Source organism: Herbiconiux sp. UC225_62 (assembly GCF_042694625.1).
Lineage (GTDB): Bacteria > Actinomycetota > Actinomycetes > Actinomycetales > Microbacteriaceae > Herbiconiux.
Genome location: NZ_CP170551.1, coordinates 1771806 through 1793254 on the forward strand (window position 1 = coordinate 1771806; position 21449 = coordinate 1793254).

At 68.5% G+C, this 21449-nt stretch carries 19 protein-coding genes; 12 read left to right on the plus strand and 7 right to left on the minus strand.

From position 1 onward, the window contains the following. The first annotated feature begins 7 nt into the window (after positions 1-7). The 6 genes from ACFJGU_RS08455 to tal are packed head-to-tail and all read left to right on the plus strand — an operon-like array spanning position 8 to position 6562. Entirely contained in the window at positions 8-1039 is a 1032-nt protein-coding gene (locus ACFJGU_RS08455) for an ABC transporter permease (protein ID WP_382309404.1), read from the plus strand. Further along, positions 1036-1809 carry an ATP-binding cassette domain-containing protein gene (locus ACFJGU_RS08460; protein WP_382309406.1) on the plus strand — a complete coding sequence of 258 codons (774 nt, stop codon included), beginning with the start codon at positions 1036-1038 and terminating at the stop codon, positions 1807-1809. Before ACFJGU_RS08455 ends, ACFJGU_RS08460 begins: the two co-directional genes overlap by 4 nt. After that, positions 1806-3293 (plus strand): mannitol dehydrogenase family protein, encoded by a 1488-nt coding sequence (locus tag ACFJGU_RS08465; RefSeq protein WP_382309408.1) that lies wholly within the window; start codon positions 1806-1808, stop codon positions 3291-3293. Before ACFJGU_RS08460 ends, ACFJGU_RS08465 begins: the two co-directional genes overlap by 4 nt. Further along, positions 3290-4780 carry a mannitol dehydrogenase family protein gene (locus ACFJGU_RS08470; protein WP_382309410.1) on the plus strand — a complete coding sequence of 497 codons (1491 nt, stop codon included), beginning with the start codon at positions 3290-3292 and terminating at the stop codon, positions 4778-4780. The genes ACFJGU_RS08465 and ACFJGU_RS08470 overlap by 4 nt, the downstream gene beginning before the upstream one ends. 1 nt (position 4781) lies before the next feature. Then, entirely contained in the window at positions 4782-5459 is a 678-nt protein-coding gene (locus ACFJGU_RS08475) for a nucleoside/nucleotide kinase family protein (RefSeq protein ID WP_382309412.1), read from the plus strand. Next, positions 5456-6562, plus strand: a complete 1107-nt coding sequence (tal, locus tag ACFJGU_RS08480; RefSeq protein ID WP_382309414.1) for a transaldolase — start codon at positions 5456-5458, stop codon at positions 6560-6562. The genes ACFJGU_RS08475 and tal overlap by 4 nt, the downstream gene beginning before the upstream one ends. Before the next feature lie 608 nt (positions 6563-7170). Here tal and ACFJGU_RS08485 read toward each other — a convergent pair. Beyond that, positions 7171-8007 (minus strand): hypothetical protein, encoded by an 837-nt coding sequence (locus tag ACFJGU_RS08485; RefSeq protein WP_382309416.1) that lies wholly within the window; start codon positions 8005-8007, stop codon positions 7171-7173. 636 nt (positions 8008-8643) lie between these two features. Here ACFJGU_RS08485 and ACFJGU_RS08490 point away from each other — a divergent pair. From ACFJGU_RS08490 to ACFJGU_RS08505, 4 genes are all read left to right on the plus strand, one after another. Then, entirely contained in the window at positions 8644-9393 is a 750-nt protein-coding gene (locus tag ACFJGU_RS08490; protein WP_382309418.1) for an SDR family NAD(P)-dependent oxidoreductase, read from the plus strand. Positions 9394-9419: 26 nt separating this feature from the next. Then, positions 9420-10334, plus strand: a complete 915-nt coding sequence (locus tag ACFJGU_RS08495) for an NADP-dependent oxidoreductase (protein ID WP_382309420.1) — start codon at positions 9420-9422, stop codon at positions 10332-10334. 69 nt (positions 10335-10403) lie between these two features. After that, positions 10404-11006 carry a TetR/AcrR family transcriptional regulator gene (locus tag ACFJGU_RS08500; protein WP_382309422.1) on the plus strand — a complete coding sequence of 201 codons (603 nt, stop codon included), beginning with the start codon at positions 10404-10406 and terminating at the stop codon, positions 11004-11006. A gap of 60 nt (positions 11007-11066) precedes the next feature. Next, entirely contained in the window at positions 11067-12350 is a 1284-nt protein-coding gene (locus tag ACFJGU_RS08505; RefSeq protein WP_382309424.1) for a DUF445 domain-containing protein, read from the plus strand. 275 nt (positions 12351-12625) lie between these two features. Here ACFJGU_RS08505 and ACFJGU_RS08510 read toward each other — a convergent pair whose 3' ends face one another. Genes ACFJGU_RS08510 through ACFJGU_RS08535 form a run of 6 tightly spaced genes read right to left on the minus strand, consistent with a single transcriptional unit; the run spans position 12626 to position 18446 of the window. After that, entirely contained in the window at positions 12626-13423 is a 798-nt protein-coding gene (locus ACFJGU_RS08510) for a hypothetical protein (protein ID WP_382309426.1), read from the minus strand. Further along, the gene (locus ACFJGU_RS08515) at positions 13420-14472 is read right to left on the minus strand and encodes a Gfo/Idh/MocA family protein (protein ID WP_382309428.1); all 1053 of its coding nucleotides are present in this window, start codon (positions 14470-14472) and stop codon (positions 13420-13422) included. Before ACFJGU_RS08515 ends, ACFJGU_RS08510 begins: the two co-directional genes overlap by 4 nt. Next, on the minus strand, positions 14469-15362 hold the full coding sequence (locus tag ACFJGU_RS08520; RefSeq protein WP_382309430.1) for a sugar phosphate isomerase/epimerase family protein: 894 nt from the start codon (positions 15360-15362) through the stop codon (positions 14469-14471). The genes ACFJGU_RS08515 and ACFJGU_RS08520 overlap by 4 nt, the downstream gene beginning before the upstream one ends. Before the next feature lie 8 nt (positions 15363-15370). Next, the gene (locus tag ACFJGU_RS08525) at positions 15371-16525 is read right to left on the minus strand and encodes a GDSL-type esterase/lipase family protein (protein WP_382309431.1); all 1155 of its coding nucleotides are present in this window, start codon (positions 16523-16525) and stop codon (positions 15371-15373) included. Then, the gene (locus ACFJGU_RS08530; protein WP_382309433.1) at positions 16522-17355 is read right to left on the minus strand and encodes an amidohydrolase family protein; all 834 of its coding nucleotides are present in this window, start codon (positions 17353-17355) and stop codon (positions 16522-16524) included. Before ACFJGU_RS08530 ends, ACFJGU_RS08525 begins: the two co-directional genes overlap by 4 nt. Next, positions 17352-18446 carry an enolase C-terminal domain-like protein gene (locus ACFJGU_RS08535; RefSeq protein WP_382309435.1) on the minus strand — a complete coding sequence of 365 codons (1095 nt, stop codon included), beginning with the start codon at positions 18444-18446 and terminating at the stop codon, positions 17352-17354. Before ACFJGU_RS08535 ends, ACFJGU_RS08530 begins: the two co-directional genes overlap by 4 nt. Before the next feature lie 127 nt (positions 18447-18573). Here ACFJGU_RS08535 and ACFJGU_RS08540 point away from each other — a divergent pair, with 127 nt between their 5' ends. Both ACFJGU_RS08540 and ACFJGU_RS08545 read left to right on the plus strand, forming a co-directional pair. Continuing rightward, positions 18574-21015: a hypothetical protein gene (locus ACFJGU_RS08540; RefSeq protein WP_382309437.1), complete on the plus strand. Its 2442-nt coding sequence runs from the start codon at positions 18574-18576 to the stop codon at positions 21013-21015. Between the two features lie 113 nt (positions 21016-21128). Further along, complete coding sequence (locus ACFJGU_RS08545; protein WP_382309438.1) at positions 21129-21449, plus strand: transcriptional regulator; 321 nt, start codon at positions 21129-21131, stop codon at positions 21447-21449.

The following is a 21449-nucleotide window of genomic DNA, read 5'->3' on the forward strand; positions in this document are numbered from 1 at the left end:
AGAGATCATGACTCAAGCAACCATTCAGAGCACGGGCGGTAAAGCCTCCGGGCCACCGACCGGGGGAACGGGCGTGAAGACGTTCTTCACGAGTCAGACGTTCATCCTCTTCGTCGTGCTCGTCGCGATGATCGCGCTGTTCGCGGCGATCAACCCCCGCTTCCTGTCGCTGGGGGTGTTCGGCAACATCCTCGTCGACTGGGCGCCGATCGCCTTGATCGCGGTCGGTCAGACGTTCGTGATCGTGAGTGGAGGCATCGACCTCTCGGTCGGTTCCACCCTCACGATCTCCGGCGTGGTCGCCGCCTTCGCGATGCAGGCGGCCACGACCGGAGGCGTGCCCGATGGCCTCGGCATCGTCATCGGCATCGTGGTCGCCTGCGCCGTGGGGCTGGCGGTGGGCCTTGTGAACGCCTTCCTCATCAATGTCGCCGGTCTCGTACCGTTCATCGCCACGCTGGTGACCCTCGGCGCCGGCGCCGGCCTGGCGCTGGTGCTGACCCGCGGCGGCCCCATCGGTGGCGGACCGCCGAGCGCGATCCAACTGAGCGTGCCGTGGCTCGGCCCGCTCTCGTGGCCGGGCATCGTCACGATCGTGATCATCACGATCGCCGGCCTCTACCTGCACAAGGCGAAGTTCGGCCGTTACGTCTTCGCGATCGGTGGCAACGCCTTCGCCGCGACCGCGGTAGGTGTCAGCGTGCGCAAGCAGCTCACCATGGTCTACGGGCTCTCGGGGCTGCTCGCCGGAGCAGCCGGCATGGTGGTCTACATCACCCTGGGTGCCGGATCGCCGAGCGCCGGAGCCGGCCGCGAACTGCTCGCGATCGCCGCGGTGGTCATCGGCGGCGCCAGCCTGAGCGGTGGCACCGGGCGGATGTCGGGCACCGTGCTCGGTTCGCTCATCCTGGTGACCGTCACGAGCGGACTCATCGTCATCAACATCGACCCCAACTGGAACCAGGTCGTCGTCGCGATCATCATCGCGATCGCGGTCGCCCTCCAGATGCTTCGCAAATCCAATCGGAGGACCGCATGAGCGCGTCGTCATCCCCCGTGCTCTACGAGGCACGGCACATCTCGAAGAACTACGGAAACGTGGTCGCTCTGGACGACGTGAGCCTGACGGTGCGCGCTGGCGAGGTGATCGGACTCGTCGGAGACAACGGCGCCGGCAAGTCGACGCTCGTGAAGGCCCTGTCCGGCGCACATCAACCGGATGCCGGCGAGCTGCTGCTCGACGGCGAAGAGCGGCGATGGAGGTCGCCGCACGACGCGCTCGAAGCCGGCATCGAGACGCTCTACCAGGATTCCGGGCTCGCACCGAACCTCAGCATCAGCGCGAACATGTTCCTCGGCCGCGAGATCATGAAGAAGGGCATCCTGGGAAAGCTCGGCTTCCTCGCCTCGAAGCGCATGAACACGGTGGCGCACGAAGAGCTCGACCGGGTGGGCATCGGCGTGCCGAAGTCCGACCGCACGGTGACGGAGCTCTCGGGCGGTCAGCGCCAGGCGGTGGCCATCGGCCGGGCCGTGACCTGGGCGCGCAAGGTGATCATCCTCGACGAGCCCACCAACCACCTCGGCGCGCGGCAGTCGAAAGAGGTGCTCGACGTCATCCGGGAGGCGAAGGTCCGTGGCCTGGGTGTGGTCTTCATCTCGCACACCCTCCCGCACGTACTCGAGGTCACCGACCGCGTGGTGGTGCTGCGCCTCGGAAAAGTGGTGCGCAACGCCCCCACGTCGGAATTCGATGCCGAGAGCCTGCTCGGCACGATCACCGGGCTCCTCCGATCGGAAGACGCATGACTGCCGTCGAGCTCGACGCGAGCACGGTCGACTCCCTTCCTCCGGCTGTCGCGCGGCCGCGCTACGACCGCACCCAGCTGGGCCACGGCATCGTGCACATCGGGGTGGGCGGGTTCCACCGCGCCCACGAGGCGGCGTTCGTCGACCGGCTCCTGGACGACCCCGCCCAGCGCTCGTGGGGCATCGTCGGCATCGGGCTGCTCGCCTCGGACGCGGCGATGCGCGACGCCCTCGGCGCGCAGGACGGGCTCTACACGCTCGTCACCCGTGCTCCCGACGGCGAGTCCGAGGCCCGGGTGATCGGATCGCTGGCCGACTACGTCTTCGCTCCCGACGACGCAGCGCGCGCCCTCGAGGCGCTGACCGATCGGGCGACGAAGATCGTGTCGCTCACCATCACCGAAGGGGGATATCTCCTCGATCCGGCGACGGGCCGGTTCGACGCGCGCGACCCCGGAGTCGTGGCCGATCTCGAACGCGGAGACGAGCCGCCGCGCACCGTGTTCGGCTTGCTGACCGAAGCGCTGAGAGGCCGCCGCAGCAGCGGCATCCCGCCGTTCACCGTGATGTCGTGCGACAACATCGAGGGCAACGGCGACGTGGCACGCCAGGCGCTCGTCGCCTATGCCGGGCTGGAGGATGCCGGCCTGGCGGCGTGGATCGAACAGAACTGCGCCTTCCCCAACTCGATGGTCGACAGGATCACCCCCGCGACGACACCCGAGGGGCGTGCCTGGGTGGCCGATCGCTTCGGGATCGACGACCGGTGGCCCGTGATCTCCGAGTCGTTCGTGCAGTGGGTGCTCGAAGACGACTTCACCGCCGGCCGCCCGCCGTTCGAGCTCGCCGGCGTGCAGCTCGTCGACGACGTGCGGCCCTACGAGATGATGAAGCTGCGCCTGCTCAACGCGTCGCACCAGGCGATGAGCTATCTCGGCATCCTCGCCGGCCACGAGTTCGTGCACGATGTCGTCACCGACGACGATTACGCCGGCTTCCTGCTCGGCTACATGACCGAGGAGGCGACTCCCACCCTCGCACCGGTGCCGGGCATCGACCTCGAGGCGTATCGGCTCGAACTGCTCGCCCGCTTCAGCAACCCCGCGATCGCCGACACGCTCGCCCGCCAGGTGGTCGACGGATCGGAACGGATCGCGAAATTCCTGTTGCCGGTCGCCCGTGAGCGGGTCGAGCTGGACCAGTCGGTCGACCACATCGCGTTGATCCTGGCGGCCTGGGGGGAGTACATCCGCGTGATCTCCGATCGCGACGGAGTCTCCGCCCTGAACGACGTGCGTGCCGAGGAACTCGCGGCACTCGCCGCCTCCGAGAGCGCAGACGGGGCCGAGCTCCTCACTCTTCCGGTGTTCGGCGCGCTGGGACGATCCCCGATCCTCGTCGACGCGTATCGCCGCGCGCGCCGGCGCCTGCTCTCCGAAGGCCCCCGAGAGGCGATGCGTCGCCTGAGAAGGAATCACCGATGACACGACTGTCCACATCGACACTGAGCTCGATCGCCTCGGAGGTGTCGATCCCGGAGTACGACCGCGGGGCCGTCGTGCCGGGCATCCTCCACATCGGCGTGGGCCATTTCCACCGCGCCCACCAGGCCATGTTCCTTGAGCGCCTCCACCGCGCGGGCCTCGGCCGGGAATGGGGTGTCTTCGGAGTCAGCATGCGCCCGGATGCGCCCGTCGCGTCGTTCGCGGAGCAGGACCATCTCTACACGCTGACGGAGAAGCATCCGGACGGCCGGAAGGTCACCTCGGTCATCGGCGCGATCGTGGGCTTCGCCAGCGCCACCGACGGCTCCACCGAGGTGCTGGACCGTTTGGCGGCGCCGAGCACGCGGATCGTGACACTCACCATCACGGAGGGTGGCTACTGCGTCGACCCCGCGACTGGAGCCTTCGACGGCGCGCGCAGCACCGCCGTCAGTCACGACCTCGCGGACCCCGGAGCGGCGCAGTCGTGGCTCGGCCTGCTGTTGGCGGGCTTCGCGCGGCGGGCCGCGACGGAGGCCGGCCCGATCACGGTGCTCTCGTGCGACAACATCCAAGACAACGGGCGCGCCACCGCCACGGCGGTGCGTTCCTTCGCCGCGCAGGTGGCTCCGGAGCTCCTCGGCTGGATCGACGCGAACGTCACCTTCCCGAGCTCCATGGTCGACCGGGTGGTTCCCGGCACCTCCGACGCCGACCGGCGCTTCCTGGGCGACGCCTACGATCTCGACGACGCCTGGGCGGTGACCAGCGAACCCTTCGCCCAATGGACCATCGAAGATCACTTCGCCAACGGTCGGCCGGCCTTCGAAGAGGTGGGAGTGGATGTCGTGCCCGACGTTGCGCCCTATGAGCGGATGAAGCTGCGGCTCGCGAACGGCATCCACCAGGGTCTGTGCTTCTTCGGCCGGCTCCTCGACCACGAGTACGTGCACGACGCGATCGCCGATCCCGACATCCGCGCATTGCTGCTCCGTTACATCGACGAAGAAGCGGTGCCTTCACTCGACGCGATTCCCGGGGTCGACTTCGGCGCCTGGGGGAGGGAGGTGCTGGTGCGGTTCGGCAATCCGCAGCTGCGCGATCCGATCGAGCGGATCAGCGCCGAGACCTCCGACCGTATACCGACCTTCCTGCTGCCCGTGGTGGTCGACCGGATTCGCGCGGGAGGGTCGGTGACGGTGAGTGCCGCGATCGTGGCGAGTTGGGCGCGGTATGCGACCGGCGTCGACGAGCACGGCGATCCGATCCGGGTGGTCGATCCCCGGGCGGCCGAGATCCAGGCGGCGGCAGCGGCGGATGCTCTGCGAGCGGGCGCGTTCCTCGACCTGGACGTCTTCGCGGGCATCCGCGACTCCGACGCCTTCGCCGTTGCGTACCGCGAGGCGCGCCGGGCGCTGGACGAATCCGGTGCCCGGGCGACGCTGCGGAGTCTGGCGGCGGCGCCGGCCAAGACGGGCGTGTCGTAGGGTGAGCGATCTGCTGATCCGCGCGACCGAGGCGCAACTGGTCGCCCGAGCGAAAAGGCTCCTGGAAACGGGTGAGCGGACGATCCTCGGCATCGCCGGCACGCCCGGCGCGGGGAAGTCGACCCTCTGCGAGACCCTGGCGCGCGAGCTCGGCTCCGCCGCCGTGGTGGTGGGGATGGACGGATTCCATCTCGCGAACGACCGGCTCATCGAGCTCGGGCGGCGGGACCGGAAGGGTGCGCCCGACACCTTCGACGTCGACGGGTACGTCGCGCTGCTCCGCCGGCTGCGGCACCAGAGCGACGAGGTCGTCTACGCGCCGCGATTCGATCGCGCGCTCGAGGAGTCGATCGGCAGCGCCCTGGCCGTGCCGCGCGGGGTTCCACTCGTGATCACCGAAGGGAACTACCTGCTGCTCGACTCGGGTGGATGGGAGCGGGTCGGGCCCCTCCTCGACGAGAGCTGGTATCTCGACATCGATCCGGTCGAGCGGCGCCGGCGTCTCATCGATCGACGAACCGGTTTCGGCGACGACGCCCAGAGCGCCCGAACCTGGGTCGAGACGGTCGACGAACGCAACGCGGTGCGGGTGGAAGCGGTCAGCCGAGCCCGCGCCGACCTCCGGGTCCGGGTGGAGAACACCATCCAGGTACAGAAAGACCGAGAGGCAACACGATGACTGAAGCAACACAGAAGCTTTCCGATGTCGGCGTGTCGATCTGGCTCGACGACCTGTCGCGCTCGCGCATCACGAGCGGCGGCCTGCAGAAGCTGATCGACGAGCAGAACGTCGTCGGCGTCACCACGAACCCCACGATCTTCGCGGGCGCCCTGGCCAAGGGCGAGGCGTACGACGAGCAGGTCGCGGTGCTGGCCAAGGCCGGCACGGATGTCACCACCGCCGTGTTCGAGATCACCACCGACGACGTGGCAGCCGCCTCCGACATCTTCAAGCCGGTCTACGACGCCACGAACGGCTTCGACGGCCGTGTCTCGATCGAGGTCGAGCCGGGCCTCGCCCACGACGCCGCTGCCACCATCGAGCAGGCGAAGGCGCTCTACACCAAGGTGAACCGCGAGAACGTGCTGATCAAGATCCCCGCGACGGTCGAGGGCCTCGAGGCCATCACCGAGACCATCGCCGCCGGCATCTCGGTCAACGTGACCCTGATCTTCTCGCTCGAGCGCTACCGCGACGTCATCAACGCCTACCTCGCGGGACTCGAGAAGGCGAAGGAGGCCGGACACGACCTCTCGAAGATCCACTCCGTCGCCTCCTTCTTCGTGTCGCGCGTCGACACCGAGATCGACAAGCGCCTCGTGGCCATCGGCACCGACGAGGCCCTCGCTCTCAAGAGCAAGGCCGGCGTCGCGAACGCGCAGCTCGCCTACGAGGTGTACGAGCAGGCCTTCACCACCGAGCGCGCGAAGTTCCTCCTCGACGCCGGTGCGAACAAGCAGCGCCCGCTGTGGGCCTCGACCGGCGTGAAGGACCCGTCGGTTCCCGACACCACCTACGTGGTGGAGCTCGCCGCGCCCGAGGTCGTCAATACGATGCCCGAGAAGACGCTCGACGCGGTCTCCGACCACGGGGTCATCGAGGGCAACACCATCGCCGGCTCGTACGCTGCGGCGAATAAGGTGCTCGACGCGATCGGCGCCCTCGGCATCTCCTACGCCGAGGTCACGGAGCTCCTCGAGAAGGAGGGCGTGGAGAAGTTCATCGTCTCCTGGAACGAGCTCCTCGACACGGTCACCACCGCCCTGAACTCGGCCAAATGACCGTCGCGAACGGTGGCCCACATAACGCCAATGGCGATGGCGACCTTGAGTCGATCCCGCGCGAGAAACTGGCAGAGGACCGAGCCGGCTGAGAGGAACCCATCACGCGCTGACGCTTCGAGCGATCATTGCATGCGCGGGCTCGCGACGCGCGCAGCTAATAGGAGGAAGAAGACTCGACCACATCGTGTGTCACGCGGTAGCTGTCTTCAGCGGCAACGGCAATCGCGTCCTCATGAAGGGTCTGCAGCTACTGCGCAACATCAAGGTGCCGAGTGAACGCATGGATGGAATCGTGAAATTGCTCGAACAGCACCGACTACGGCCGGAAGACGTTCTCGACAGGCTCAAGGTCACACGTATTGGGGAGCTCTGATGGCAGTGACCCGCCCCAACACCGGACGTGCACTGATCGTCAGCGAAGTTTCCACGACCGCGACATCTACTGTGGCCAACGGGCCTATCGAGGACCGTTACGCGTAGGCAGAGTCGTGGCCGTGTCGGTAGCGATGGGCCGACGGAACCGACGTCCCTCACCGCTCCGAGCTGTGAACCGATCGCACCGCTACCTCACCCGCGGCATGAACCCGATCGTCTGAGATACAAGATCACGCTGCATCCGCGCCTCCAGGCGGATGTCTTGCCTTGTGTGCGAGCCCCTCGAGGACTCGTGCGACCGCCCAGAAGTTCGCGTGAAGCCATCCGGCGGCGTCGCCGCTCCCATCATGTTTGGCTTGCCGGCGTTCGTCCTTCAGGGACGGGAGTAGCTGAGCGTCCTCGTTCTCCCGCGCTCTGAACGCCTCGTGTGCGCCAACAGAAGCCCGTGCTTGTGTGACGCGGAAGCTGTAGTAATCGAAGACGCCTTGTTCCAAACCGGTTCCAACTAATTGTGCATAGGTCATTCGAGAAGTGCCACCGGTGAGTGCCGCTTTCAACAGCAGCTCGGAAGCGGTGTGTACTTCTTCGATGAGAACTGGTGCAGGTACCTCACCAAAGTGCCAGGACGCTAAAAGATCCATCGTGACGAACATTCGTTCCGCCAGACCGGTCTGGGCGCCCGGATAAATCTCGTGAATCGACGAAGTGAGGGGCTTCGTGAGTGCTCTTAGTGTTGGAATCCACGGCTCGCCGGAGTAGTCGTAAGCCCCGAACCGGTAGCGGGTGATTATCTCCACGAGTCCGGCGGCCGCGTTCCGGCGGCTGCTAGGAGTTCTGGTCGAATGAGCAGCTTCGGCCAGCGTGGGTAAATCGCGTCGTAGTCGCTCGATATAGATGTCCAGCTGATAGGTATTCCCGTTGAGCGCTATCCAAGCGGCGTCGTCAACGAGCTTTGATTCAAAGCGAATGGTGAGCTTGCGGGCTCTCCGCCGCATGGCGCTGATGCACAGTGTGACCAGCTCCCGGTCGTACGTCTTGAATCGAAATGCCACATCGAACCCCGCCACGTTCACATCTTGGCAGCGGGCGCGGTTACCACGGTTATAAAGGTTTCGAGCTCGATTGATTCGGGACTTGATGCGGGGCGTGCTTGTGTGACTGCGACACCGACCACACCCTTGCGAGATTCGTTCGCCAACGACTCGGTTACCTCTACTGCCTCTCATTGAGATAACGTCCATTCTCGGCGGCCCGTGGGGGGGCAGGGGGTGTGGTTAGCGGTGTGCCGAGGCGTGACCACATTTTGACCACACTCGCGCCAGATCGTACTGATCTTACGGCCACCGATGTGAACAAAGATCCCTGATTTTGCGCGGATTGTCGCTCATTTCGGCGCCACGTCAGGGGCAAAGATAGGGTTCAAATCCCACCGTCTCCGCACTCAAAATGCCTGATCGAGGCCCTTCCTCTCGTCGCCTCGCCTCTTCATCTGGGCATGTTCTGGCGCGCAGATTTCTGCGCCCTCAAAGCCCTAAGGGTGATGACGCTCTACCCGGACTCGGGGCACACGATGGTCTGCTGGTCGAAACTTCCAACGGCGATGCGGCCTTCTGATTTATGTATCGACAGGTACATAAATTTGACAGGCGGCCGTCATCGCTCTAGGTTCTGTACCAATCGATACAGAAAGCGAAGGTACAGACATGAGCGAACTCGCCGACAAGACGGCACTGGTCACGGGTGGCACGTCGGGGATCGGGCTGGCGGTGGTGCGCCGCTTCGTGGCTGAAGGCGCGCACGTCGTCGTGACCGGGCGCAACCCCGAGAAGCTTGCCGCGGTGGCGGATGAGTTCGGCGACGCCGTGACCACGGTTCGCGGGGACGTCGCCTCGCTCACCGAGCTCGACGCGGTGTTCGCCGCGATCGCCGAGCGCGGCGCGGGGCTCGACGTCGTGTTCGCGAACGCCGGTGGGGGTGAGTTCGCGGCGATCGAGGAGATCACCTGGCAGCACTTCACCGACACCTTCGAAGCCAACGTCGGCGGCACGGTCTTCACCGTGCAGAAGGCGCTGCCGCTGCTCAACAAGGGCGCCTCGATCGTGCTGACGAGCTCGAACATCGACGTGAAAGGCAGTCCCTCGTTCAGCGTCTATGCCGCCTCGAAGGCCGCGATCCGCAGCTTCGCGCGCAGCTGGGCCGCCGAGTTGGTCGACCGCGGCATCCGGGTGAACTCCATCGCTCCCGGTCCGATCGCCACGCCGGGGCTCAGCGGACTCGCCGCCGAACCCGAGCAGGCGGAGGCTTTGCTCGGCGGCCTCGCCGCGGGGGTGCCGATGCGCAGACTGGGAACGCCGGAGGAGATCGCCGACGCCGTGCTCTTCCTCGCGAGTCCACGGAGCTCTTACGTCACCGGCTCCGAGCTGTACGTCGACGGCGGCGCGAGCCAGATCTAGACAGACACGAAGGCGAGGAGACAGAGATGGCGTACGCAGTAGTGCTCACCGAGTTCGGGGACCCGGACGTTCTGGCCTGGCAGGAGGTCCCGGAGCCCCGGGCGGAGGCTGGGGAGGTCCTCGTCCGCGTGAGGGCGGCGGGCGTCGGTCCGACCGATCTGAACATCAGAGCAGGTCACCTGTCGAAGGTCTTCCCCCAGGGCCCCGGATCGATCCTGGGTTTCGAGGCCGCCGGAGTGGTCGAAGAACTGGGTGAGGGAGCGACCGGGGTGGCCGTCGGTGACGAGGTCGCGGTGTACCTGCCGCGCCAGGGCGGCTATGCCGAACTCGTCTCCGCCCCGGTCTGGTTCGCCAAGCCCGCCGACGTGGACTGGGAGTCCGCGGCGGCCCTCCCGGCCTCCGCGGAAGCCGCCCTCGGCATCCTGCGCGAGGTGCGGCTCGCCGACGGCGAGACCGTCGTCATCCTCGGCGCCGCGGGGTCGGTCGGGGTGATCGCGCTGCAACTCGCGCGCAGCTGGGGTGCTCGCGTCATCGGTGCTGCCTCCGAGCGCGACGAGCAGCTCATCCGCGACCTCGGCGCCGACTTCGTGCCCTACGGCGACGGCGTGTTCGAGCGGGTGGCCGCGCTGACCGATCGGATCGACGCGGTGCTGGATGTCGCCGGCCACGGCGGCCTGGCCGAGGCGGTCGCAGTCACGGGCGATCCGTCGCGCGTGGTCACCCTCGTCGATCATGCCGGGGCGGTGGCCACCGGCGCACGCATGTCCGACCCGGGCCCGAACCGGGCACCCGACGCTCTCGCCGTGACGATGCCCCTGCTGGCGAGTGGCTCGCTGCGCCTCAAGGCGCACCTGGCTCTGCCGGTGCAGGATGCGTCGGAAGCGCACCGCAGACTGGCCTCCGGCGAGACCCACGACAAGATCGTGCTCACCGTCGAGTGACCCCGTAGTCGGCGCGATCGCCATTTCTGTTCCGTTCGATACTAAAATCCTTGTGAAGAGGAGGCCGGCATGAGCGTGACACGAGGGCGACCGCGCGGCTTCGATCTCGACGAGGCCCTCGACCGGGCGATCGACGTCTTCTGGCGCCAGGGCTATGAGGGCACCAGCCTCAGCGATCTCACGAGCGCGATGGGCATCAACCGCCCGAGCCTCTACGCCGCATTCGGCAACAAAGAAGAGACGTTCAAACTCGCCGTCGACCGCTACGCGCAGATCGACATGGCCTACGCGGCGAAAGCCCTCTCCGCTCCGACGGCGTACGAGGTGGCGCGGCAGTACCTGCGCGACAACGTCGACGCCGTCACCACCCCGGGTAAGCCGCCGGGCTGTCTCTCGATCCAAGGCGGACTCTCGTCGGCCCCGCAGGATGACCCGATCGTGGAGTACCTGGCCGGGCGTCGCGCCGATGGCGAGAAGCAGTTCGCGCGCCGATTCGAGCAGGCGATCGCCGACGGTGACCTCCCGGCGACCGAAGACCCGGCCGACCTCGCGCGTTACATCAGCACGGTGTCGACCGGTATCGCCGTCCAGGCGGCCAGCGGCGCCACGCGCGCCGATCTGCAGCGGGTGGTCGACCGCGCACTTCGCGTCTTCGTCGACCATCCGGAGTAGGCGTCCGCCGGTCGTCACCGCGTGATCTACTGGTCGAAGCGGCGTCCCGGGAGGAACACGATGACCACCACCACGCGCGACACCTTGCTCACCGAGTCCGACCTCGAGCGGCGAACGGCGCTCCGGCGGATGAAGACGCTCGCGACAGCGCTTCTCGTGCTCTCGGCGATCGTGTTCTCGGTCGCTTTCGCGCTGGAGGACCGGTATGCGTGGCTGGGCTTCGTGCGGTCCGCGGCCGAGGGGGCGATGGTGGGCGCGCTCGCGGATTGGTTCGCGGTGACCGCGCTGTTCCGGCATCCGCTCGGTCTGCGTATTCCGCACACGGCGATCATCCCGAACCGTAAGGACGAGATCGGGGTGAGCCTCGGCGAGTTCGTGGAGCAGAACTTCCTCTCCGACGAGGTGGTGCGCAGCAAGCTGGCCACCTTCAGCGTGGCCGACCGGCTTGGTGAGTGGCTCTCCGATCCCGCGAACGCGGAGCGGGCGAGCGCCGAGGGTGCCGTGATGGCGCAGGGGGTGCTGCGGTTCCTCAGCGACGGCGATGTCGAGAGTCTCATCGAACGGCTCGCCCGGGAGTATCTGTTCGATCGGGAGTGGGCGCCCACGCTCGGCCGGGTGGGGTCGGAACTCGTCGCCGCCGACCAGCAGCGCGCGGTCGTCGACGCGCTGCTCGAGGCGGCCGAAAGCTGGCTCAGCGAGCATCCGGATGCGCTCGGCGAGATCGTCTCCACCCGTCTGCCGCGCTGGGTTCCCGGTTTCGCCCGCGACCTCGCCGACGAGCGCGCCCATCGCGAGGTCATCGGACTGCTGCACTCGGTGCGTGACGATCCGGAGCATCCTCTTCGCGTGGCGATCGACGGCTATCTGTTCGATCTCACCGACCGGCTCCAGCATGACGAAGCGATGGCCGAACGGGTCGAGGAGATCAAGGCCGAGTTCCTCGCGAGCCCCCGGCTGCGCTCCTTCGCCGGCCGGCTGTGGGAGGCCGTGAAGTCGACGCTCGCCGAGTCGCTGGCCGATCCTTCGAGCGGGCTGCGGGCGTCGGCGACATCCGCTCTGGTCGACGTCGGGGTGCGCCTGTCGAACGATCGGACCCTCTCGGCCAAGATCGACGCGTGGATCGCCGACGCCGCGGGCTATGCGGTGCAGAAGTATCGGCACGATCTCGCATCGGTGATCAGCGACACCGTTCAACGCTGGGATGCCCGTGAGACAACGCAGAAGATCGAGCTTCAGGTGGGCCGCGATCTGCAGTTCATCCGCATCAACGGCACGGTGGTGGGGGCGATCGCGGGCGTGGGGATCTACGCGATCGCCACGGGGGTGCACGCGCTGTTCGCGTGAGGCCTGAGCGCATTGACGCTGCCGAACCAGGAGGCGTAGGGTCGCCCGCAACAGCCAATCCTGGCCGAAGGCGGAGGGGGTTCGACGATGAGCGGGCGTCACGGAGGTCGGTCCGAGTCGGCGGACGGGGAGGCGGATCAGGACGGTGGCGGAGTCAGCCGCCCGGATTCCGGCATGGAAGCGGTGATCGACGACGTCGAAGAACGCACCGCCGCGATGATCAGCCGGTTGAAGGAGAGGCTTCCGCACAAGGGCGGGAAATCCGATCCGGGCGTTCAGCGCTGAGCGGCGTCCACCAGGGAGATCGCCTGCGCGAACGTCTCGACGTGGCCCGGCTGGACGCCGGTGGCGAACGCGTCGCGCAGGGCAAGCCAGGACGAGCGGTGAGCGGTCTCCCATGTCGTCGGAACCTCGACTGCAGCGATCGCCGAGGTCAGCACGGCTCGACCCGGGCGAGCGGTGGTGCTGTTCGGCAGCTCGACCCGGATCGTCTCGTCGCGACCCACCAGCAGGATGTCGAGGGTTCCGTCCCCGACGTCAGTGCGCGCGGCGCTGAGAACGACCCTCGTCCCCGAGACCGATCGGCCGACGCCCAAGATCGACGATGAGGACTCCGCGGCGATCGAGAGCGATGCGATCTCCATTCCGAGGTTCTGCACGGCCCGGAGCTGTGAGAAGAGCACCGTGCGGAGGCTGCGCCCCGAGACGGGCTCGACTGCGCGGGCATCGACGAGGTGGGCGCGGCTGATCGGGGCGCCGAACTGCTCCGCCGTCGAGCGGAGCGCGGGACTCGATGCCCACGGCTCCGCCAGAACGACGAAGCAGTCCGGGGGATCGGCCGCCAGGTCGATTGCTTCGGCCTCGGGCAGAGGGTCGGTGACGATCACCCCTCGTGCTCCGCGGGTCGCGGCGGCACGAACGCGTTCGACCCACCCGTCGGAGCCCGCGATCACCACGACCTCCGCGTCGTCACCGCCCTCCGTGTAGGAGAGAGGGAGAGTCGCCAGAGCAGCGGCAGCCGAAGCGGCGCGGCCCGGGTCCGCAGGATCGATCCGGACGGTCGACGTGCTCATCGGATTTCTCCCTCCCGTGCGGCGTCGGAGGAGGCCGTCGCGACATCCACGGCGAAGACGAGATCGTCGATCAGCGACTCGATGGGTGGCGCCGACGCCGACCCGGTCGACGCGATCGCATGCAGCGCCCGCCACTCCCCCTCGTAGCCGTTGTGCGGATACGGCCCGAAGCGCACGGTTTTATCGCTCGTGGTGATCGTCGCCACCGCGGAACCGGCATGCACGTAGGACGGCGGGAACTCGAGGAGCATCCTGGCGGAGTCGCTCACCACCTCGAGCTCCCAGGTGGGGCGCCACTGCTCGGTGAGGGCGCCGATGGCGTGCACGAGCCGGCCCGCCGTCGAGAGGCCGACTTCGTACCCCCAGGGGGAGAGCGCCGACGCCGACACGACCGCGACGTCGTCGACCGGGCCCAGGAGGCGGCGGATCAAGGGGAGATCGTGGATGGCGAGCCCCAGCACGCCCCCGAACACCATGCTCGCGCGCACCGTGGGGTCGTCGAGGTCGGGAAGTCCGGATGCGGGTCGGGCCGTGAGCACTTCGGTGGCGGATGTCTCGAAGCGTGCGTTCGGCGGCAGCACCACCCGGGAACGGATCGTGTGCGCGTTGCCGGCGAGCGACTCCCACTCGGAAGACGCGGCCAGCCACGCCGGATCGAAGGTGTGCATGGCGCCCACGATGACTGGCACCCCGGTCTCCCGACCGACCTCGGCGATCTGCTCGGCCTGATCGCGATCCGTGGCGAACGGCTTCTCGCACAGCACGGCACGCTTGCCGGCTCGCATGGCCGCGATGACCTGGGAGGCGTGGAAGGCGCTCGGACTGCAGACCGCCACGACCTCTACCCGCTCGTCGGCCAGCAGTTCGTCGATCGACGTGGAGGCGCTCGCGCCGACCCTGCGCGAGACCGCGGCCGCGACATCCGGACTCACGTCCATGACGTTCCGCACGGCGAACAGATCGCGCAACCGGGCGAGCGTGGGGAGGTGGATGGCTTGCACCACCGGTCCCGCGCCCACGATGCCCACTCCGAATGGTCGAAGATTCATCGGGCGTCCTCCGCGAAGTAGGGCAGGTCGAGGAGATTTTCACGGGAGAGGACCGCGCTGTCGAAGGGTGTGCCGTGCTTCGGGAGGTCGACCTCGACGACGTACCAGCCGCCGAAGTCGGGCGGCAGCGCGTCGAGCGCCGCGGGGAGGTCGAGCGCGCCGGTGCCGGGTTCTGCCCAGACGCGGTGCGCTCGGGTGGCGTCGAAGTAGGTGACGGCGTCGCGGCGCACCCGATCGGCTGCAGCGGTGTCGAGGTCTTTGAGGTGGATGGCGGTGACGCGGTCTCGATAGTCGGCCACGAGCGCTGCGGGGTCCATCCCCGCGAAGGCCAGATGACCGGTGTCGGGACCGAACGCGAGCGCTCCGCCCCGCGTGCGGTCGAGCACCCCGCGCACCTCGAACTCCGTCTCGATCCACGATCCGACATGCGGATGCAGCGCTGCGGCGACCCCTTCCGCTCGCGCCGCCTGCGCGGCCAGCTCCAGCCCGTCCGCCATGATCTCGACCCGCTCGGCCGAGGGCTCGACGCCGATCGCCGGTCGCGCGCGGCGGGCGTCGCACATGTGCTGGGCGATGAACATCGTGTCGAGGCCCAGCTCGGCCGCGGCGGCGGCGTGCCTCCGGGCGTCTTCGACGACGGCATCCCGCTCATTCAGTCGGTCGAAGAATCCACCGAAGTAGCCCGGGGCGGGCCGCAACCCGTAGGAGGCGAGGAGGGCCCCGTAGTCGCGCGGCGTCAGGTCGGGTGGCACGTCGGCGTGCACGGCGGTGTACCCGGCCCGCGCGATGTCGGCGAAGGTCGCGTGCAGGCGCTCGGGCGAGAGGTCGAGACCGCTGCCCTCGAGCAGGAACGGCAGGGGATTGATGGCCAGGTGTTCTCGTCGTGACACGGGATTGCTCACTCTCGGGGCTTCCGCGGTGCCCACACGGCATCGCGCGCTATCTGAACGAATCGCTCACCCATCAGCGCATACCCCGCGGCATCCGGGTGCAGCCTGTCGTGCAGATGGTGGGTGTCGTCGGGGCCGAGGAGGCGGCGCCCGTCGAGGTAGTGCATCGCCGGGTCGGCGCGCTCGCCGACGATGCGTTCGAGAGCGGGACGCACGTACGCCAGCGTGAGCACGCCCGGCCGGTCGCCCGCGTCGGGCGTTCCCGTCAGGTGACCGTCGGGCCCCACGACGGTGGGACCGGGCGTGGTTTCGTGCATCGGCAGCGACACCGGGGAGATGACCACGATCGGGGTGTCGGGCTGGCCCTCGCGGATGGTGTCGAGGAATCCGTGCACCGCGGGAGCGAAGGTGCGCATGCGCAGGGCGTCGGCGTTGACGGGATTGGTGCCGATCTTGAGGGTGATCAAGTCACTCGGCCGATCGCGGATCACTCGGGCGACGAAGGGATCGAGCATCGCCTGACCGCCGAACCCGAGGTTGGTGAGATCCCAGTCGAGGGCGAGTGCCGCGAGGCCGGGCCAGGTGCGGGTGGGGCCGTCGGCTTCGGCGGAGTGGCTGATCGAACTGCCGTAGTGGGTCCAGCGCGGGCGCCCGCGCTCGGTGGCCGGGCTCAGCGGCGCGTCGGCGCTGACCGAGCGGATCTCCGTGGCGCTCACCTGGGGCAGCCAGATCTCCACCACCCGCGGCTCGAGCGTGGGCTCGCCGAGGGAGAGCTCGGCGATCGAGACCGTTCCCTCCACTCGTTCGATGCGGCCGGCGTCGTGCTGGCGCAGGATCGGGCCGTTCAAGAAGGCCCGGCGATCGGTCTCCCGCCCCTCGATCACGGCGACCAGAACGGCGGGTCGTGCGTCGTCGGGCACGGCCGCCGGGAAGCTCCGCGTCAACAGCGCCTCGACTTCCACGACGCTCGCGGTGGTCGTCAGCTCGAGGCGCACGCCGGCGGTCTGCGCCGCCATCCGTTCGATCGACTCGTCGCCGCCCCGCTGGCGGATGCTGTGCGGCAGACGGATGGGCGACAGCCCGGTCTCGCTCTGGTCGACGAACGCGGTGCCTCGGATGGCGGCACGGATGCCGTCACGCGACAGCTCGAAGGGAAGCATCATGACCTCCAGGGATAGAGGGCGAGCATCGTCCCGCCGAATACCCGGTCCCGTTCGGAGGCGTCGAAGAAGGCGAAAGCGTCGTCGGCGAAGGCGATCGCGTCGGCAAAGGAGTGGTGCTGCGTCGAGACGGGCCAGTCGGAGCCCCAGGCCAGTCGGTCCGCCCCGAACGCGCGCGCCATTCGTTCGAGACGGGGCCGCACGTCGGCGTAGGGCGGGGTGGTCGCCGAGACGTAACGGAATCCCGACACCTTCACGGCGATCCGCGGATGCGCCGCCAGCGCGGTCAGCCCCTCCACCTCCTCGTCGGTGCCGGCCAGTCCTTGGTGGTGCAGCAGGAGGGTGAGCTCGGGATGCCGCGCCGCCAGTCGGCCGAGCGAGGCGTGCCACGCGGGAGGCGCGTGCACGCTCGCCACCAGCCCCAGACTCTCCGCGGTGGCGAAGAACTCGGCGGCGCTCGCGGTGTCGAACCAGCCGTCGTCGAAGTCGCCGAGGTAGTGCGTGAACCCGTGCGCGCCGGTGCGCGCGATCTCGTCGGCCAGGCGCTCGGCCGCTCCGGGGCGGTGATAGGTGGGCGACCAGCGGGAGTCGACGTCGGCGAACATCCGGAATGCGGCGGGGTGCTCGCGCACCACTTCGGCGACGTCGTCGTTGTTTCGCAGGTTCTGGGTGCGCGCATCCTCACCCCCGATGGCGGCCGCCACGACGAACGCGCGGTCGACGCCGCTCGCCGCCATCTCGTCGGCGAGGGCGTTCGGCGTGGCCGCGCCCGGGGGAGGCGTCGTCGGGTAGGGCCAGCGGCGCCAGAGGTGGCAATGGGCGTCGGCGATCACCGCAGGCCCACCGATGCCGGGTCGATGCCCACGCCGGGAGCCGAGGATGCGCGGGGCTGCTCGGGCACACCGCCGAGGCCGATGAGCACCTCGGTGAGGCTGTCGACCCCGAGCGACGAGAGCAGGTGAACCGCCCAGGGATGCATCGCTGCGCCGTGGGGAGCGAAGGTGACGCCGCGCTCGCCGGCGAGCTCGGCCACCCAGCGGGCCGTGCCCAGCCCGCCGCACCAGGTGACGTCGACCTGGATGACGTCGACGCACTCCGCCTGCAGGAACCTCTCCGCCTCCCTGAGACCGAATAGGTGCTCGCCGCCCGCGACCGCGACGGGCTGGCGCCGCCGCAGCTCGGCGTAGCCCGCGAGATCGTCGGGCAACAACGGTTCCTCGATCCAGCCGAGGTGGTGATCGCCGGCGTCGCGCAGGAACGCGGTGGCGTAGTCGAGATCCCACGACATGAAGCAGTCGACCGAGAGCGGCACGTGCGCGGGCACGCGCGCACGGGTGTCGTCGAGCCGCGCGAGGTTGGCGAGGAGTCCGTCGCGGCCATCCGCGGGGCCGTAGGCCATGGGCACCTTGACGGTGGCGCTCGCCCCGAGCAGATCGGGGTCGACGTCGTCGAGCAGCTGCGGCTCAGGGCAGGTGAGGTAATGGCGCAGGGGCCGCTCACGCCCACCGAGCAGGCGGGTCAAGGAGACCCCGGTGGCGCGGGCGGCGAGATCCCACAGGGCGAGCTCGCAGGCCGAGAGCGCCATCGCCGAGATGCCGCCGGCCGCGTAGGGGAGGGCGGCGAGGTGGAGTTGATCGACGCGGGTCTCGATGTCGAGAGCGTCGCGGCCGAGCAGCAGCCCGCGGAAATGGCTCTCGATGAGCGCGGCGGTGACCACGCCGCCACGGCTCTGTCCCACTCCGAAAACGGCGGGATCATCGGTCTCGATCAGCACCCACACCAGGTCGCTGCCGGGGCCGCGCCAGCTGCTGCGGCGATCGGCGAACTCGGGGTAGCCCGAGAGCGGGGTCGACACCCGACTCTCGTCGAGCCAGGTGCCGCCCGAGAAGGGCGCCACGACGACGGCGACGTTGCGGATCTGCACAGGTTCCTCGGTTCCGACTTCCTCGTGGGGCTGCACAGCGATGCTAACGTAAAGCCAGCATAAAGTTCAACATGCAAGACTTGCGTACAGAATGGTGGATCTTTCCACCGCAGATCGGGAGTTCGAAATGAGTCACCGCAGCCTCGACCGAGTCGGACTCGAGACGTCGCTGAAGCCGTTCCCCTCGTGGAGCGAAGCCGACCTCGAGGCTACCGCCACCACCCTGTTCGACCAGTGGCGCGATCTCATCGGAGCGGCGCGCTCGGTCGCGGTTCTGCTCTGGATCGCCGACGGCAGCGAGATCCTGGAGTGGGACCTCGACCTCGACCGCGAGGTGACCTGGGCGAGCTCGGTGGGCTTCTCGAACACCGAGTACGACGCCTACCCGCACGCGGTCACCCCCGACAACACCGCCCAGCCCTTCCGCGCCGACGTGCCGGCGCTGCACTATCGCGACATCCGGCTCCTGGTGGCGACGATCCGCCAGGTGGGCGAACGGATGCTCGGGGTGCCCGTGTCGGTGGGCGCCACCTTCGACCCGGGGCCGGAGTTCGCGACCTCCCGGTTCAAGTACGAGGAGCATCCGGAGATCGTGGCCGGAGACGACGAGCAGCGTCTCGGCAAGCTGATCAGGATGATCCGCGCCAACTCCGTTCTGCGTGCCGACGAGCGGGCGTTCGCCGGCTTTCCCGACGGTGTTCCGGAGGGCACGCCGTTCGGCGTCTTCCTCGGTCGTCAGGCCGCGTCGTACCTGGCGGAGATGGGGTTCGACTACCTCTGGCTCTCGAACGGCTTCGGCTTCAGCGCCTACTCGTGGACGCCGCTCGGCGAGACCTACAACGGCGACGAGTTCCTCGTCGATCGGGTGGCGGGCGTCTCGGCGACCCTGCTGGAGTTCTGGAACACCTTCCGGCGGGAATGCCCGTTCCCCGTCGAAGTGCGCGGCACCAACTTCTCGACCGGCATCGATCTGGGCGGTGACGGCGTGCCCACGCGCGAGATCTACGCGGCCGGAGGGTTCCGTAACCCGCCGCCGAACTCACCCTGGGGTCCGCTGAACGAAGACTTCGGCATCGAGATGTCCGGGTACCTCTCGCGCATCGCCGAGGTGCCCACCGACGGGTTCCTCTTCCGTTTCTACGTCAACGACCCGTGGTTCTGGCAGAACCCGTGGTGGGACTTCTACAACCGCGAACCGTTCGACATCTACCTGCCGCTGAGTGTCTCGCGGCTCGACGATCAGGGGCGGGTGCGCACGGCATCCGATGTGCAGTTCCTCTCGATCGACACCGAGCGCGGGGGGCTCGATCCGCGCGCGGGGCGGGAGGTGAGCGGGTATGTGCTGCGGGCTCTGGAGTCGGCGCCGGATGAGGCGGGGCCGGTCGTGTGGGTCTACCCGTTCGACGAGTACGCCGACGACGCGCTCGCCGACCCGGAGTCGGTGCGGCATCCGTACTTCGAGGATTGGTACCTCACCGCCGCCATCAACGCCGGCGCCCCGGTGAATACGGTGGTGTCGACCGGATCGCTCGCGGCCGCCGTCTCGGCCGGCTCGCTCGACGAGCGGATTCTCGTCGTTCCGACCAGGGCGCTCCGCGGGGCGGTGCTCGAACTCCTCACCGATGCGACCGCTCGCGGCGCGCGCGTGGTGGCGTACGGGCCGGCCGACCGCGCCGATGAGGGTGCGCGCCGCCTACTCGGCCTGGAGCTCGGCGAGGGGATCGAGGGCGACCTGCAGCTCGAGACGGCCCTCGATGCCGACACGATCATCGCCGCGCCGCCGCTCCGCGTGCTGCGGCACTCGTCGACGCTGTCGGGGGGAGAGGTGCGCGAGATCGCGGCGCCGGAGACGACGGTGCTGGCGGCGGTGCGGAGTGAGGGCGTCCTGCGCGCCTACGCCACTCGCCGCGACGACTGGGCGTGGGTTCGCGGCTCGTCGACGTTCGACCGCGCGCCGATGGATGAGCGCGGCTTCCGCCACGCCCGCCCGCTCGACCCGCGCGAGTTCGAAGAGGCCGGCGCCGTGCTCGGGCGCACGCTCGGAGAGCTGGGGGTCTCGTGCCGTTTCACGCGGCGTGATGCGGCCTCCCCGGCAGCCGTGCAGTCACTCCATCGGAGCGGCAACGCGATCTGGCTGAACGGCTACCTGGCCGACACCACCACCCGCCCGCGCTACCGCTTCCCTCTCGGCGCACCCGTTCTGACCGGTCTCGAGGGCTGGTACGCCGACGGCCACACGGAGTACGCCTTCGGCAAGACCCTGCACGCCGAGGCCCGCATCTTCGTGCAGCAGCAGGAGGCCGGAACGGTCAGCTGCCGCGAGATGTCGCCGTACCCGTATTCGATGACCCGCACCCTGAAGGCGAGCGGCTTCGTCGACGCCCACGTCTCGGTCACCGTGCCGCGCGATGCCGCGCGCGTCGTCCTCGTGCGCGACGACCAAGCCGCTCTGAACATGGTCGGCGACGTAGTCGCCTCCCGCGACGTCACCGCCGACCTGACCGACGGCCGCCTAGCCCTCGACCACGTCACCGGCTCCATCATCGTGAGCTGGTCCCAATCCCACTAGCAGCCACGACTGGCAGGCGAAGAGATCCATTTCGACGAGCGATGACCGATTCCCATGCCCGGGTATCAGGTGCGCTCGGTACGATTGCTGTTCAGTGAGCGAGGTGAGGAGCGATGGTCGAAACGAAGCGGGTTCTGTTTCAGGACATCAAGCCGTATGCCGTTCCGTCGAGCCTCGACGACCTCCATGGTCCCGCCGAGGGCGTGCTGCACCTTCCCCGGAACGTCTACTGGGGGCCGACGTCGACCGTGGATCTGAGCGCGCAAAGCGGGATCTCCAAGGCGTATCAGGCGGTGATCCGCGAGGGCCGAGAGATCGACCTCGTCACGCTGTTGAACCGCGAAGTGCTCCTGCGATCCTGGGCGGGGCTGATGCTCCCCGATCGGGTCCGTGACCTGTGGGAGTCCCGATTTCCTGAGCTCGCGGCCGCGTAG